At 70.9% G+C, this 15,066-nt stretch carries 13 protein-coding genes; 6 read left to right on the top strand and 7 right to left on the bottom strand.

Annotated features, from left to right (window positions below; genetic code table 11):
• Window positions 1–119 precede the first annotated feature (119 nt).
• From pepQ to rph, 7 genes are all read right to left on the bottom strand, one after another.
• A complete protein-coding gene (gene pepQ / locus AC1PLR_RS15990; protein ID WP_481101626.1) occupies window positions 120–1,445 on the bottom strand; it encodes a Xaa-Pro dipeptidase in 1,326 nt (441 codons plus the stop codon).
• A 271-nt stretch (window positions 1,446–1,716) separates the two neighbouring features.
• A complete protein-coding gene (locus AC1PLR_RS15985) occupies window positions 1,717–2,058 on the bottom strand; it encodes a PilZ domain-containing protein (RefSeq protein ID WP_481101625.1) in 342 nt (113 codons plus the stop codon).
• Window positions 2,055–4,433, bottom strand: coding sequence for a DUF1631 domain-containing protein (locus AC1PLR_RS15980; RefSeq protein WP_481101624.1), 2,379 nt, complete (start codon window positions 4,431–4,433; stop codon window positions 2,055–2,057). Before AC1PLR_RS15980 ends, AC1PLR_RS15985 begins: the two co-directional genes overlap by 4 nt.
• Window positions 4,434–4,508: 75 nt before the next feature.
• Window positions 4,509–5,738 carry a radical SAM family heme chaperone HemW gene (hemW, locus tag AC1PLR_RS15975; RefSeq protein ID WP_481101623.1) on the bottom strand — a complete coding sequence of 410 codons (1,230 nt, stop codon included), beginning with the start codon at window positions 5,736–5,738 and terminating at the stop codon, window positions 4,509–4,511.
• A 125-nt stretch (window positions 5,739–5,863) separates the two neighbouring features.
• Window positions 5,864–6,475 carry an RdgB/HAM1 family non-canonical purine NTP pyrophosphatase gene (gene rdgB, locus AC1PLR_RS15970; RefSeq protein ID WP_481101622.1) on the bottom strand — a complete coding sequence of 204 codons (612 nt, stop codon included), beginning with the start codon at window positions 6,473–6,475 and terminating at the stop codon, window positions 5,864–5,866.
• On the bottom strand, window positions 6,472–6,861 hold the full coding sequence (locus AC1PLR_RS15965) for a VOC family protein (protein ID WP_481101621.1): 390 nt from the start codon (window positions 6,859–6,861) through the stop codon (window positions 6,472–6,474). Before AC1PLR_RS15965 ends, rdgB begins: the two co-directional genes overlap by 4 nt.
• Window positions 6,858–7,583: a ribonuclease PH gene (rph, locus tag AC1PLR_RS15960; protein ID WP_010343098.1), complete on the bottom strand. Its 726-nt coding sequence runs from the start codon at window positions 7,581–7,583 to the stop codon at window positions 6,858–6,860. Before rph ends, AC1PLR_RS15965 begins: the two co-directional genes overlap by 4 nt.
• Window positions 7,584–7,690: 107 nt before the next feature.
• Between rph and AC1PLR_RS15955 the strand changes: the two genes are divergently transcribed.
• The 6 genes from AC1PLR_RS15955 to recG all read left to right on the top strand — a co-directional run bounded on the left by AC1PLR_RS15955 (window position 7,691) and on the right by recG (window position 14,885).
• Window positions 7,691–8,551 (top strand): YicC/YloC family endoribonuclease, encoded by an 861-nt coding sequence (locus AC1PLR_RS15955; protein ID WP_267082940.1) that lies wholly within the window; start codon window positions 7,691–7,693, stop codon window positions 8,549–8,551.
• Window positions 8,552–8,704: 153 nt separating this feature from the next.
• Entirely contained in the window at window positions 8,705–9,331 is a 627-nt protein-coding gene (gmk, locus tag AC1PLR_RS15950; protein WP_481101620.1) for a guanylate kinase, read from the top strand.
• A 112-nt stretch (window positions 9,332–9,443) separates the two neighbouring features.
• Entirely contained in the window at window positions 9,444–9,743 is a 300-nt protein-coding gene (gene rpoZ / locus AC1PLR_RS15945; protein WP_010343101.1) for a DNA-directed RNA polymerase subunit omega, read from the top strand.
• A 100-nt stretch (window positions 9,744–9,843) separates the two neighbouring features.
• The gene (locus tag AC1PLR_RS15940; protein WP_017909851.1) at window positions 9,844–12,015 is read left to right on the top strand and encodes a RelA/SpoT family protein; all 2,172 of its coding nucleotides are present in this window, start codon (window positions 9,844–9,846) and stop codon (window positions 12,013–12,015) included.
• Window positions 12,016–12,341: 326 nt separating this feature from the next.
• Window positions 12,342–12,725 carry a RidA family protein gene (locus AC1PLR_RS15935; protein ID WP_010341827.1) on the top strand — a complete coding sequence of 128 codons (384 nt, stop codon included), beginning with the start codon at window positions 12,342–12,344 and terminating at the stop codon, window positions 12,723–12,725.
• Window positions 12,726–12,734: 9 nt separating this feature from the next.
• Window positions 12,735–14,885 (top strand): ATP-dependent DNA helicase RecG, encoded by a 2,151-nt coding sequence (gene recG / locus AC1PLR_RS15930; RefSeq protein ID WP_481101619.1) that lies wholly within the window; start codon window positions 12,735–12,737, stop codon window positions 14,883–14,885.
• The last annotated feature ends 181 nt before the right edge of the window (window positions 14,886–15,066 follow it).

Here is a 15,066-nt window from a genome sequence, read left to right as displayed (position 1 = left end):
GAGCGCGGACCTATCATCCTGGACGCAGAGCGGGCCGGATCCCTGGCGTTTCTTGCCGGCGTGGCGCCGCCCGCTTTAGCCAATCCCCAATCCCGAATCCCCAATCCCGCGGCGGCGGCTCAGGCCGCCGCAGCGAACACCGGACGCGTCAGGTTCTCGGGCGCGTCTTCGGTGCACACCACTTCGTCCTCGATGCGGATGCCGCCGTAGGGCTTGAACTGCGCCACCCGCGCCCAGTCGACGCTATCGCCGTGGCCGGCCTGCTTGAGGTCGTCGAGCAGCATGTCGATGAAGTACAGGCCCGGCTCGATCGTCACCACCATGCCCGGCTCCAGGGTGCGGGTCATGCGCAGGTAGGGGTGGCCGTCGGGGCGTTCGATGCGGCCACCGCGGTCGCTGGCGGCGAAGCCGGCGACGTCGTGCACCTGCAGGCCGATCGGATGACCCAGGCCGTGCGGGAAGAACGCGGCGCTGACGCCGGTGGCCACCGCGGTTTCCGGCGACACCTTCAGCACCCCGGCATCCCGGAGCACGCCCATCAGCGCCAGATGCGCATCCAGGTGCAGTTGCCGGTAGTCGACGCCGGCGCGCACGTGCTGACCCATGCGCTGCTGCGCGGCGTCCACCGCGTCGATCAGCGCCTGGAAGTCGCTGCCGCGATCGGCGGCGTAGGTGCGGGTGATGTCGCTGGCATAGCCGTGCGCGGAGGCGCCGGCGTCGATCAGGAAGCTGCGCAGCGGCGTCGGCGCCTGCCGCTGCAGTTCGGTGTAGTGCAGCACGGCGCCGTGTTCGTTCAAGGCCACGATGTTGCCGTACGGCAGTTCGTTCGCGTCCTGGCCGACCGCGGCGCAGTAGGCCATGTGGATCTCGAACTCGCTGCGGCCGTCGCGGAACGCGGCCTCGGCGGCGCGATGGCCGCGCACTGCCGCCTGCTGCGCCTGGCGCATCAGCGCCAGCTCGTAGGGCGTCTTGTAGGCGCGGTGGTATTCCAGGTAGTGCAGCACCTCCGCCGGGTTGTTCGGCACGTAGGCGCCCAGCGCGCTCTGCGGCTCGCCGAGGATCGCGCTGCGCGCGGCATCCGGCAGCAGCGCCAGCGCCTCGTCCGGGGTGCGGATCAGGTGGATGTCGCAGTGCTCCACCCACCAGCCACTGGGCGCGTCCGGCACCACGTGCCAGTAGTCGCGCGGCTGGTGGAAGATCACCTGCGGGCGGCACCCGGGCGTGTACACCAGCCAGCTGTTCGGCACCCGCGTCAGCGGCAGCCAGGCCTTGAACTGCGGGTTCACCGCGAACGGATAGTCGCGATCGTCGAACACCTGGTAGTGCAGGGTGCCGCTGGGGACCACCAGATGGTCGAAGCCACCGCGCGCCAGCGCCTCGTCGGCGCGTCGGGTCAGCGTGCGCAGGTGGTCGGGATACAGGGCGCTTGGGTCGTGCTGGGGCATGGCGGCGGACTCGTTCGGCGATGCGGAAACAGGGGCGCCAGTGTGCCGGAAACGTTGCGGGCGTGCGGACGTGGGGGGGGGGCGGCGTGCGCATGGCGTACGTTGCCGAAGCTGCGTCAGCGACGCGTGGCGTTGTCGATCCGCCGGATCTTCTTTGCGTCGAAGCGCGAACCGGACTTGGATGGCCGTCGTAGGAGCGGCTTCAGCCGCGAACGAGGCGTTCCCTGGGAGGCCGGTCGCGGCTGAAGCCGCTCCTACAAGATTGGCGGCCCTAGCCGCCGGGGGCTGCGTTGATCCACTGCCGCAGCAGGTCGCGATGCGCGGGGGAAATGGTCAGGAAACGGAAGCCGGCCCAGGCCTGGCCCGGTGCGTGCGAGGGTTCGCTCCACAGCAGATGCGCGCCGACATCGATCTGCACTTCGCGGTCGGCCTGCGGCATCGCGAAGCGCAGTTGGTACAGCGCATCCTCGTGCAGCGGCGCCGAGGCCAGCAGCAGCATGCCGTGTTCGGAGACGTTGCCGAGGCGGCCGACCACGGCGTCTTCCATCAGGTCCAGCACCGGCACCATGTCCGGGACCTGGCGGCGCGGCGAACGGCGGGCGTCGCTGCTCATGCACCCTCCATGGCGTCGTCGGCGGCGGGGACGCCGGCCAGGGTCCGCAACGCGCGCACCGCGGCCTGCCAGGCGCGGTCGATCAGGCGTGCGCGGTCTTCGCTGACGATGCGGGCCTGGCCTTGCGCCAGCAGCCGCGCCAATCCGTCGAGCGTGTGTTCGGCGGTCTTCTGTCCGCGCTGGTTGACGAACAGCGCGCGTTCGGTGATCGGGCTGTACCAGGACAGGCGCTGCCGTTTCAGGTCGCCTTGCTGGTTGACCACGAATTCGAACCAGGTGCCGAACGGCAGCGTGCGCAGCCGCGCATACGCGGCCTGTTCGGCCTCGTTGCGCGGCGGCAGCGAGGGGCGCTCGCCGTCCTCGCCCTGCTCGCCCAGCCGGGTGCGTGCCTTCAGCCGGACGCTGAGTTCGGTGCGCGAGGTGGTGGCGTCGGCGCCGCCGGGCGTGGACAGGCGGCGGGCGATGGCCTCGGCCTCCTGCTGGTGGTAGCCCACCTGCAGCAACGCCTGGCCCACGCGCTCGGCCAGGCCGGCGTCGGAGGCGCCCTCGCTGCGGCAGGTGACCTCGGCGATGCGCTCGGCCAGGCCGATGCGTTCGCGCCAGGTCTCCGAATCCTCGCCCTGGCGCAGCAGGGTCAGCACCAGCACGTCGGACCAGGCCTGCTGCAACAGGGTCTGCACGAAACCGGGCGGTTGCCGGACGTTGCACAGCGCTTCCAGCGTGGCGGTGGCGGTCTGCTTGGCCAGTTCCAGCCGTTCCTTGCCGCGCGCGGCCTCCACGTGCCGGCGCTCGGCGATCTCGGCCTTGTGCGCCAGGCTGCGCTGCTGCGCCTGGATGTCCTGGTGGGCCTGTTCGAAGACGGTCTCGTCGCCTTCGTATTCCTCGACCACGCGGTCCACGGCCTGGTTGAGCTTGAGCAGCAGGGTCGGATCGCTGTCGTCTTCGCCCAGCCAGGTCGCGCCCGATTCGGCGACGGCGTTGAGCAGCTCCCGCGCCGGGTGGCGGCTGCGCGCGAAGAACGCCGGGTCCTGCAGCGCGGCGCGCACCAGTGGCACCTGCAGGCGTTCCAGCAGCGCCGCGGCCGGCGCATCGGGGCGCACCTCGCGCTCGATCTCGCCGTACAGCAGGCCGAGCAGGTCGAAGGTGTCGGCCTGTTGCGCCGCCAGGGTCGCCTGCGCGCCGTGGCTGGCGCGCAGCGCCTGCAGCAGAGCGGTCTGCACGTCGCGCAGGTGGCGGCGTCCGCGCAGCCCGCCCAGGGTGCTGTGGGCCGGCGGTTGCGCCTGCAGTTCGCCCAGGGCCTGCAGCAGGCTGGCGGTCGGGACCGGGGTCGCACCGGTGGCGCTCGCCGGCCGCGCCGGGAGCGTGGCGGCACCGGCGGTCGCGGGCGCCGCCGCGGCGGGCGTGGCCTTGGCGCGCGCTGCGGTCAGCAACTGGCGCAGGGTGGCCAGGTCGGGGCCGCTGGCGGCCGGGTCCGCGGCCGCCGCTGTTGCACCCGCTGGCGGCAGCGGGGCCGTGGCGGCAGGCCCCGGCGGCATGCCCATGGCGGGTGCGGCCTGGACGGGGGCAGCGCCGCCGCCGCGGGGGGCGCTGTCGGCAGGCCCCGGCGCGGTGCCCGCGGCCATGCGCGCGGTGCGGCGCGCGCCCGGCTCCACGTTGGTGCTGCGCGCCACGTAGGGCAGGTAGATCAGGCCCGGGAGTACCCCGGCGTGGGTCAGCAGCACATTGGCCCGTTCCACGATCTCGCCATAGCGCGCCAGCGCCTGGCGTTCGAAGGCGCGGTACAGCGACAACTGCGTGTCCAGCCCCAGGCCCAGCGTTTCGCCGGCAGCGCGCAGCAGCCGGCACAGCGCGTGCGGCCCCAGCGGCAACTGCTCGATCTCGAAGGCAGGCCGTGCCGCCAGCACGCCGAAGCGCTGGCCGAGCAACTGCAGCGGGATGTTGCAGCGGGTCGCCTCGCGGCGGGCGATCTCGTGCAGCACGATGTCGCGGTCGATATCCACGTCGGCGACCAGGGTCAGCATCTGCGCCGCCGCGACCGGCCTGGCCGTGCGCGGCGTGGCGGCCGCGGCGGCCGGGCTGCGGATGCCGGCCAGCCCGGCTTCCAGGTGCGCCTGGTAGTGCGGCGCAAAGTGCCCGCGCTGCGCGCGCAGGCGCTGCGCTTCCTGGAACAGGTCCTGCTGCACCTGGCCGTTGCGGGCGCGCCCGGCCTGCTCGAGCAGGTCCTGCTCCAGTTCGTCCAGGGTCGCCTGCAGCGGCATGTCCAGGGCCTGCCACAGCAGGCTGTTCAGGGCCTGCAGGATGTCGCGCACGCGCGCCGGCAGGGCGGCGCTGGCAAGCGTCGCCGTCGGGGCCTGAAGGGTCGCAGACACGGGCATCCTGTGATCGCCGTTGTATTTTTCTGCGCGGTATGTAGCACGATCCGCCGCCGCAACCAAGGCGGACGACGCGGCTCAGGGCAGGAACAGGGCGATGACGTCGTTGGTGAAACGCCGCCCCAGCTCGGTCGGGACGGCGTGCCCGGCGTCCACCCGCAGCCAGTCGCGGGCCTGCGCGGTGGCCAGGGCCGGGGCGATCGCCTGCAGCGGCAGGCCGGTGCGGGCGCTGAAGTCGCGCAGCGCGAAGCCGTCGTTGAGGCGCAGGGCGTTGAGCATGTACTCGAACGGGCGCCGCTCCGGCGCGATCCACTCGTCGCCGCCGATCGCCGCCGGCGTCCCCGCCGCGTCCAGGAACGCCTGCGGATGCTTGTGCTTCCAGCGCCGCAGGATGTTCTGCTCGGCGCCGGAGCTGATCTTGCCGTGGGCGCCGGCACCGATGCCGAGATAGTCGCCGAAGGTCCAGTAGTTGAGGTTGTGCGCGCAGCGGTAGCCGGCGCGCGCGTAGGCGCTGACCTCGTACTGCGCGTAGCCGGCCTCGGCCAGCAGCGCCTGGCAGCGCTCTTGCATGTCCCAGGCGTCGTCGTCCTCGGGGATGCCCTGCGGCGGCCGCGCGGCGAACACGGTGTTCGGCTCCAGGGTGAGCTGGTAGTGGCTGAGGTGGGTAGGCTGCAGCGCCAGCGCCTGCGCGATGTCGCGCTCGGCCTCGGCCAGGGTCTGCTGCGGCAGCGCGTACATCAGGTCTAGGTTGAAATTGGCGTAGCCGGCGTCCTGCGCCAGCTTCACCGCGCGCTCGGCCTCAGCGCCGTCGTGGATGCGGCCCAGCCGCTGCAGGGCTGCGTCGTCGAAGCTCTGGATGCCGAAGCTGAGGCGATTCACCCCGGCCGCCAGGTAACGGTCGAAGCGGCCGTGCTCGGCGGTGCCGGGATTGGTCTCCAGCGTGATCTCCAGGCCTGGCGCGAAGCGCAGCCGGGCGCTGGCGGCCTGCAGGAAGCGGTCGATCGCCTCGGGCGGGAACAGGCTGGGCGTGCCGCCGCCGAAGAACACGCTGTTGACCACCCGCCCCCAGACCAGCGGCAGGTCCTGGTCCAGGTCGCGAATCAATGCATCCACGTAGGCGTCGAACGGCAGCGCGCCCTTGGCCGCGTGCGAGTTGAAGTCGCAGTACGGGCATTTGCGCACGCACCACGGCAGGTGCACGTAGAGCGACAGCGGTGGCGGCACCAGCGCCGGGGTGTCGGCGTGCGCGGACGGGTCCGGGCAGGCGGCGCCGGGCGGATGCTGGCAATGGTCGTGGGCGTGCGGCATGGCGACAGGAAAGCGGAGTGCGGTCGGCGAGTGGGGCGGGGTGGCTCAGGGGCCGCAGGCGCGGTGCAGTGCAGGCTGCGCGCACCTCGGGGCCTGTATCGGCCCGGCGCCTGCGCGCGGCGCGGTCACCCGGCCGGCTGCGCCGCCAGCAGCGCGGCCAGGCGCTGCTTGAGCTGCTGCAGGGCGAGGGCGCGGTGGCTGATGCGGTTCTTCAGCGCCAGCGGCATCTCGGCCGCGGTCTGGCCGTGCTCCGGGTCCAGGAATACCGGATCGTAGCCATGTCCGCCAGTACCGGCACGGGCCTGCGCGATGCGGCCGCGCCAGCGCCCTTCCACCAGCAGCGGTTGCGGATCCTCGGCATGCCGCAGCAGCACCAGCACGCAGTAGAAGTGCGCGCCGCGCTGCGCGTCGGGGACATCGCGCAGGGCGTCCAGCAGCTTGTCGATATTGGCCTGCGCATTGCCGTGCTCGCCGGCGTAGCGCGCCGAATACAGGCCCGGCGCGCCGTGCAGCGCATCCACGCAGATGCCGGAGTCGTCGGCCAGCGCCGGCAGGCCGGTGACGCGGGCGGCGTGGCGCGCCTTGAGCAGCGCGTTCTCCACGAAGGTCAGGCCGGTTTCGTCGGCATCGCTGACGCCGAGAGTGGATTGCGCGATCAGTTCGACCCCGACGTCGTCGAGCAGGGCATGCAGTTCTTCGAGTTTGCCGGCGTTGCTGCTGGCCAGGACCAGTTTCATGCGGTGGGCTCCAGCAGATCCCAGGTGTTGCCGTACAGATCGCGGAACACCGCGACCGTGGCGTAGGGTTCGTGACGCGGGGCTTCCAGGAATTCCACGCCAGCGGCGCGCATCGCCGCATGGTCGCGCTGGAAGTCGTCGGTGTGCAGGAAGAAGCCGACGCGGCCGCCGGTCTGATTGCCGATGCGGCTGCGCTGCGCGTCGTCGCTGGCGCGCGCCAGCAGCAGCGCCGCGCCGCGCGCATCGCCAGGCCCGACCACGACCCAGCGCTTGTGGCCCTGGTCCACGTCTTCCAGCAACTGGAATCCCAGCTTGCCGGTGTACCAGGCGATGGCCTCGTCGTAGTCGGCCACCACCAGGGTGACCAGGGCCAGACGCCGCGTCATTGCGCCAGGGCCGCGCGCTGCGCCGCCAGCAACTCGCCGATGCCGCGCTCGGCCAGGCCGAGCAGCGCGTCCAGTTCGTCGCGGCGGAAGGCATGGCCCTCGGCGGTGCCCTGCAGCTCGATGAAGCCGCCGCCGTCGTTCATCACCACGTTCATGTCGGTATCGCAGTCGCTGTCCTCGGCATAGTCCAGGTCCAGCACCGGCACGCCGCGGTACACGCCCACCGAGACCGCCGCGACCGCGCCCAGCACCACCGGCTTCTTCAGGTCGCCGCGCTTCTGCAGCCAGTTCACCGCATCTACAAGCGCCACGTAGGCGCCGGTAATGGCCGCGGTGCGGGTGCCGCCGTCGGCCTGCAGCACGTCGCAGTCCAGGGTGATGGTGCGCTCGCCCAGCGCGGTACGGTCGACACAGGCGCGCAGCGCGCGGCCGATCAGGCGCTGGATCTCCAGCGTGCGTCCGCCCTGCTTGCCGCGTGCGGCTTCGCGATCGGAGCGCGAGTGGGTGGCGCGCGGCAGCATACCGTATTCGGCGGTGACCCAGCCTTCGCCCTTGCCGCGCAAGAAGCCCGGCACGCGGTTCTCGACGCTGGCGTTGCACAGCACGCGGGTGTCGCCGAAGCTGACCAGGACCGAGCCTTCGGCATGGCGGGTGAAGGCGCGTTCGATGCGGACCGGGCGCAACTGATCGGCCGTGCGGCCGCTGGGACGGGAGAAGGACATGCAGGATTCCGGGAAGGGCGGGGCCGTGCGCGGCATGTGACCGCGTTCGGCAAGGCAGGAAAGGGCGCTAGGTTAACATCCGCCCCTTGCCCGCATTGGAACACCGCATGATCCGCAGCATGACCGCCTACGCCGGCGCCGAGCGCATCACTCCCTGGGGCACGCTGGGGTGCGAGCTGCGCTCGGTGAACCACCGTTTCCTGGAAGTAGGCGTGCGCCTGCCGGAGGAACTGCGCGCGCTGGAGCCGCAACTGCGCGAACGCGTCGCCGCGCGGATCAGCCGCGGCAAGCTCGACCTGATGCTGCGCCTGCGCGCGCCGGATGCGGCGCAGACGTTGGCGGTGAACGAGGCGCTGGTCGAACAGTTGGGCGTGCTCGCGCAGCGGCTGGGCGTGCGTTTCCCGCAGATGCAGGTGCAGTTCGTCGACCTGCTGCAACTGCCCGGCGTGCTGCAGGGGCAGGCCGCCGATCCGGCGGCGCTGCAGGCGCAGGCGCTGGAACTGCTGGATGAGGTGCTGGCCGAGTTCGTCGCCGCGCGCGAGCGCGAGGGCGGCAAGCTGGCCGCGGCCATCGTCGAGCGGGTCGATGCGGTGGAACGCATCGCCGGCGAGGTGCGCACGCTGATCCCGGCCATCCGCGACGGCCAGCGCGCCAAGCTGGCGGCACGCCTGGCCGACCTGCCGCATCCGGTCGACCCCGGCCGCGCCGAACAGGAACTGGTGCTGTGGCTGCAGAAGCTGGACGTGGACGAGGAACTGGACCGGCTCGGCAGCCACATCAAGGAACTGCGCCGGGTGCTGCGTCAGCCGGAACCGGCGGGCCGGCGCCTGGATTTCCTGCTGCAGGAGTTCAACCGCGAGGCCAATACGCTGGGCTCGAAGTCGGTGGACAGCCGCACCTCCAACGCCGCGGTGGAACTGAAGGTGCTGATCGACCAGATCCGCGAGCAGGTGCAGAACCTGGAATAGCCGGGATGGCGGGAGTCGAGATTGGGGATTGGGAAGGCGGATTCCGGGTGCCGGGCGGGTCACGTCCATACCGGGTAGCATATCGACCCCGTGGGTATCGGCCCGCGGCCCCGTTCGCGAATCCCGACTCCCCAATCCCGAATCCCTGACCCTATGCGCGGCACTCTCTACATCGTGGCGGCCCCCTCCGGCGCCGGCAAGAGCAGCATCGTCAACGCGACCCTGGCGCGCGACCCGCAGATCGCGCTGTCGATCTCGTTCACCTCGCGCGCGCCGCGGCCGGGCGAACGCCACGCCGAGCACTACCATTTCGTCTCCGCCGACGAGTTCCAGCGGATGATCGATGCCGGCGACTTCTTCGAGTACGCCCGCGTGCACGGCGACTGGAAAGGCACCGCGCGGCAGTCGGTCGAGCCGCAGCTGGCCGCCGGCCACGACGTGCTGCTGGAGATCGACTGGCAGGGCGCGCGTCAGGTCCGGGCCAAGGTGCCGGACGCGGTCAGCGTGTTCATCCTGCCGCCGTCGCGCGAGGCGCTGGAGCAGCGCATGCGCAAGCGCGGCCAGGACAGCGAGGCGGTGATCGCGCAGCGGCTGGCCGCCGCGCGCGAGGAGATGTCGCACTACGCCGACTTCGACTACGTGATCGTCAACGAGCACTTCGACACCGCGGTGGACGAGATGTGCGCGATCTTCGTCGCCAGCCGCCTGCGCCGGCTGCCGCAGCAGCAGCGCCACGCCGGGCTGATCGCCACTCTCCTGCGGGAACAGCCAACTGGCTGATTCCAAAGGGAACTGAATGGGGTGGGGTTGATCTTGGGCGGTTGCCGCCCTACAATCCCCGCCCTTTCCCTCATTCGAACGCGTGGCCGCCGCCGGCCCGCCGGGAGCCCGCATGGCCCGCATCACCGTAGAAGATTGCCTGGAAGTCGTTAATAACCGTTTCGAACTGGTCATGATGGCGTCCAAGCGCGCCCGCCAGCTCGCCAACGGCGTGCAGGCCACCCTCGACAACACCGAGTCGGCCGACAAGCCGACCGTGCTGGCGCTGCGCGAGATCGCCGCGCGCAAGATCGACAACGCGCTGATCGACGAGGTCGAGAAGGCCGAGCGCGAGCGCGCCGAGCGCGAAGCCCTGGAATGGGCCGCGGCCGAAGTGGTGGCCGACGAGGACATGTCCAAGAACGACGACTGATCGCGTCCCGCGTCGCGATCGTCCTGCGAACAGCCCGCATCCGCGGGCTGTTTCGTTTTGCGGGTTTGCCGTCCACGCGCCGCTGGCATAGTCTTTCCGCATGAACCCAGGCCCTTCTGCCCAGGTCGCCCACGCCGCGCCGTCGTCGGCCGACGAGGCGGTCCCCGACTACGTCCTGCAGCTCGAACGCAGCGCCAGCTATCTGCCGCCCGAGCAGATCCCGCTGCTGCGGCGCGCGTGGGAGGTCGGTGCGGCTGCGCACGCGGGGCAGACCCGCAAGTCCGGCGAGCCCTACATCACCCACCCGGTGGCGGTGGCCGGCGTGCTGGCCGAGCTCGGCCTGGACGTGGAGGCGCTGATCGCGGCGATCCTGCACGACACCATCGAGGACACCCCGCTGACCCGCGCCGAACTGGCCGCCGAGTTCGGCGAGGCGGTGGCCGAACTGGTCGACGGCGTCACCAAGCTGGACAAGCTCAAGTTCCGCGACCGTCAGGAAGCGGCCGCCGAGAGCTTCCGCAAGATGCTGCTGGCGATGTCGCGCGACCTGCGCGTGATCATGATCAAGCTCGCCGACCGCCTGCACAACATGCGCACGCTGGGCGCGCAGAGCGCCGAGGCGCGCAGCCGCATCGCCCGCGAGACCCTGGAGATCTACGCGCCGATCGCCCAGCGCCTGGGCATGAGCCTGATGAAGTCCGAGCTGCAGAACCTCGGCTTTCGCGCCCTGCATCCGTGGCGCCACGCGATCATCGAAAAGCACATTCGCAGCCAGCCGGTGGTGCGCCGCGAATCGATGGCGCAGGTGGAAGTGCAGTTGTCGCAGCGTCTGGCCAAGGAAGGACTGGAGCACCGGCTGGTGAGCCGGATCAAGACGCCGTGGAGCATCTACAACAAGATGCGCGACGAGAACAAATCCTTCGACCAGGTGATGGACGTGTTCGGCTTCCGCCTGGTGGTGCGCGGCGTGCCCGACTGCTACCACGCGCTGGGCGCGGTGCACGCCACCTTCAAGCCGCTGGATGCGCGCTTCCGCGATTTCATCGCCATACCCAAGGCCAACGGCTACCAGTCGCTGCACACGGTGCTGTTCGGGCCCTACGGCTCGCCGATCGAAGTGCAGATCCGCACCGAGGAAATGGACCTCATCGCCGAGCGCGGCGTCGCCGCGCACTGGACCTACAAGTTCGGCGGCGACTCGCCCAACAGCGCGCAGAGCCGCGCGCATGCGTGGATCGTCGAGCTGATCGAATCGCAGCGCGCCGCCGGCTCGTCGCTGGAGTTCCTGGACAACGTCAAGGTCGACCTGTTTCCGGACGAGGTCTACCTGTTCACGCCCAAGGGCAAGATCCTGGCGCTGCCGCGCAACTCCACGGCGTTGGACTTCGCCTATGCGGTGCACACCGACGTCGGCAACCGCGCGGTGGCCTCGCGCGTGGACAAGAAGCTGGTGCCGCTGCGCACCAAGCTGGTCAGCGGACAGACGGTGGAAGTGATCACCGCGCGCTCGGCCACGCCCAAGCCGCAGTGGCTGGAGTTCGTGGTCAGCAGCAAGGCGCGCACCGCGATCCGCCACCAGCTCAAGCAGCTCGAGCACGAGGACGCGGTGCAGCTCGGCCACCGCATGCTCGACCGCGCGCTGGAGGCGATGGACAGTTCGCTGGAACGGCTGCCCAAGGGGCGCCTGGATTCGTTCCTCAGCGAGCACCGCTACCCCCGCCTGGAGGCGCTGCTGGCCGACGTGGCGCTGGGCAACTGGATGCCCAACCAGGCCGCGCAGGCGCTGATGGCGTATGCCGAACTGCGCGGCGGCGGCCATTCCAAGCATTCGCAGGAAAAGATCCTGATCAACGGCACCGAGCGCGGCGTGGTCAGCTTCGCCAACTGTTGTCAGCCGATTCCCGGCGACGAGATCATGGGCTACCACACCGCCGGCAAGGGCATCGTGGTGCATCGCCTGGACTGTCCGAACCTGGCCGAACTGCGCAAGTCGCCCGAGCGCTGGGTACCGATCGGCTGGGATACCAGCGTCATCGGCGACTACGACACCGCGCTGGTGGTGGACGTGGAGAACCGCACCGGCGTGCTGGCGCAACTGGCCGCGGCAATCGCGCAGAGCCAGTCCAACATCGAGCGCGTCGACTACCTGGACCGCGACTTCAACGCCGCGGTGCTGCGCTTCAACATCCAGGTCCGCGACCGTAACCACCTGGCCGAGGTGATGCGCCGGCTGCGGCGCTTGAATGCGGTGCAGAGCGTGCGCCGCCAGTAGGTGGTGCCGGGATTGGGGATTCGGGATTGGGGATTCGGAGCGGGTCGGGTCCTGGCGTCGTAGGAGCGGCTTCAGCCGCGACGCCTTACCGATAGAGCGTCGCGGCTAAAGCCGCTTCTACGAAAGCGTGCGTGCGGATTGTGTGGCATGCCTTGCCGGCATGCTGTTCCGATTCCCGATTCCCGATTCCCGATTCCCGATTCCCGATTCCCGATTCCCGATTCCCGATTCCCCAATCCCCAATCCCCAATCCCCAATCCCCAATCCCCAATCCCCAACCGCGCACGCCAGCTAAACTAGGCGGACATTCTTCCAACGGAGTCGCCATGTCCCGCCAGATCATCCATACCGACCGTGCACCGGCCGCGATCGGTCCGTATTCGCAGGCCGTGCGCGCCGGCAACACCGTGTACTTCTCCGGGCAGATCCCGCTGGATCCGGCCACCGGCGAGATCGTCGCCGGCGACATCGCCGCGCAGGCGCGCCGCGCCTTCGACAACCTGCAGGCGGTGGCCGAGGCGGCCGGCGGGTCGCTGGACCGCATCGTGCGCCTGGGGCTGTACCTCACCGACTTGGCGCAGTTCGCGCAGGTCAATGCGGTGATGCAGGACTACTTCCAGGCGCCGTTCCCCGCGCGTTCCACCATCGAAGTCTCGGCGCTGCCCAAGGGCGCGGGATTCGAAGTGGACGCGGTGATGGTGCTGGACTGATCCCCCGCCGTGCCGCGCGTGCAGGTTCCGGCGCCGGCGCTGTCGGCGGCAGGCGAGGCGCCGCTGACCACGCTGCCCGGCGTCGGTCCCAAACTGGCGGAGAAATTCGCCGCGCGCGGCCTGTCCACCCTGCAGGATCTGTGGCTGCACCTGCCGCTGCGCTATGAGGACCGCACCCGGCTGACCACGGTCGCGGCGTTGCAGCCGGGCGTGCCGGCGCAGGTCGAGGGGCGGGTGCAGGCGGTGGACCGCGGCTTCCGCTACCGGCCGATGCTGCGCGTGGCGGTGGCCGACGATTCGCGCTGCACCCTGGTGCTGCGCTTCTTCCAGTTCCGCGCCGCGCAGGCGGCGCAGTTCGCGGTCGGCGCGCGCTTGCGCGCCTTCGGCACGCCCAAGCCAGGCCAGCACGGGCTGGAGTTCGTGCATCCCAGCTATCAGATCCTCGGCGAGGACGACGACGCGGCGCTGGGCGATCGCCTGGATCCGGTGTACCCGGCGGTGGAAGGCGTCGGCCCGGCGACCGTGCGCCGGCTGATCGGCCAGGCGCTGGACCGGCTGCCCGAGGAAGCAGCGCTGGAACTGCTGCCGGCGGCGCTGCTGGCCGAACTCGGCCTGCCGTCGCTGCGCAGCGCGCTGCTGGTCGCGCACCGGCCGCCGCCGCAGGCCGACCTGGCCGCGCTCGCCGCCGGTCTGCATCCGGCGCAGCAGCGCCTGGCGCTGGAGGAACTGCTCGCGCATCACCTGAGCCTGCGGCGCCAGCGCATCGCCATGCAGTGCCAGCCGGCGCCATCGCTGCGCGGCCGCGGGCTGCTGGCCAAGCGCCTGCAGCAGTCGCTGCCGTTCCAACTGACCGGGGCGCAGCAGCGCGTGTTCGCGCAGATCCGTGCCGACCTGGAGCGGCCGGCGCCGATGCTGCGGCTGGTGCAGGGCGACGTCGGCAGCGGCAAGACCGTGGTCGCTGCCCTGGCGGCGATGCTGGCGGTGGACAAGCGCAAGCAGGCGGCGCTGGCGGCACCCACCGAACTGCTCGCCGAACAGCATCTGGCCAACCTGCGCGGCTGGCTGGAGCCGCTGGGCGTGCGCGTGGCCTGGCTGGCCGGCAAGGTCACCGGCAAGGCGCGCAGCGCGACCCTGGCGCAGATCGCCTCCGGCGAGGCGCAGGTGGTGGTCGGCACGCACGCACTGATGCAGGAGGCGGTGCGCTTCCACGACCTGGCCCTGGCCATCGTCGACGAGCAGCATCGCTTCGGGGTGCACCAGCGGCTGGCGCTGCGCGACAAGGGCGCTTCCGGCGCGGGCGTGCCGCACCAACTGGTGATGACCGCCACGCCGATCCCGCGCACGCTGGCGATGGCCGCCTATGCCGACCTGGACGTTTCCTCGATCGACGAACTGCCGCCGGGACGCACCCCGGTGCAAACCATCGTGCTCAATGCCGAGCGCCGTCCGGAACTGGTGCAGCGCATCCGCGTGGCCTGCGCCGAGGGCCGCCAGGCCTATTGGGTCTGCACCCTGATCGAAGAGGCCGAGGACAACGAGAAGTCCGCGCAGGGCGGCGGCGCCGGCAACCGGCTCGAGGCCAGCGCTGCGCAGGCCACCTTCGAGGCGCTGTCGGCGCAGTTGCCGGAACTGCGCGTGGGCCTGGTGCACGGCCGTATGAAGCCGGCGGAGAAACAGGCGGCGATGCGCGCGTTCAAGCAGGGCGAGATCGACCTGCTGGTCGCCACCACCGTCATCGAGGTCGGCGTGGACGTGCCCAATGCCTCGCTGATGATCATCGAGAACGCCGAGCGCCTGGGTCTGGCGCAGTTGCACCAGCTGCGCGGGCGGGTCGGGCGCGGCGCGGCGGCGTCGAGCTGCGTGCTGATGTACCAGGCGCCGCTGTCGGCGATGGCGCGGCAGCGCCTGGAAACCATGCGCCAGACCAACGACGGCTTCGTCATCGCCGAGAAGGACCTGGAACTGCGCGGCCCCGGCGAACTGCTCGGCACCCGGCAGACCGGCCTGGCCGCGTTCCGCGTGGCCGACCTGGCCCGCGACGCCGGCCTGCTGCCGCGCGTGCACGCCCTGGCCGACCGGCTGCTCGACGAGGCGCCGGTGCTGGCCGACCGCATCGTCGCGCGCTGGGTTGGCGGCGCGGTGCGGTTCGCCGGGGCGTGATGGGGCGGGGATTCGGCATTTGGGATTTGGGATTCGCAAAAGCGGCATCGCCGCGTCTTCCTCGTAGGAGCGGCTTTAGCCGCGACCGAGCGTTACCGGGAAAGCCCGGTCGCGGCTGAAGCCGCTTCCTGCAACAGCAGGCGGACCGGCCGCTTCTAACGAATCCCCAATCCCGAATCCC

This window comes from Xanthomonas sp. NCPPB 3570 (assembly GCF_056725115.1).
The sequence above is the reverse complement of the archived record's forward strand: the minus strand, read 5'-3'. Positions and strand labels throughout refer to the sequence as shown.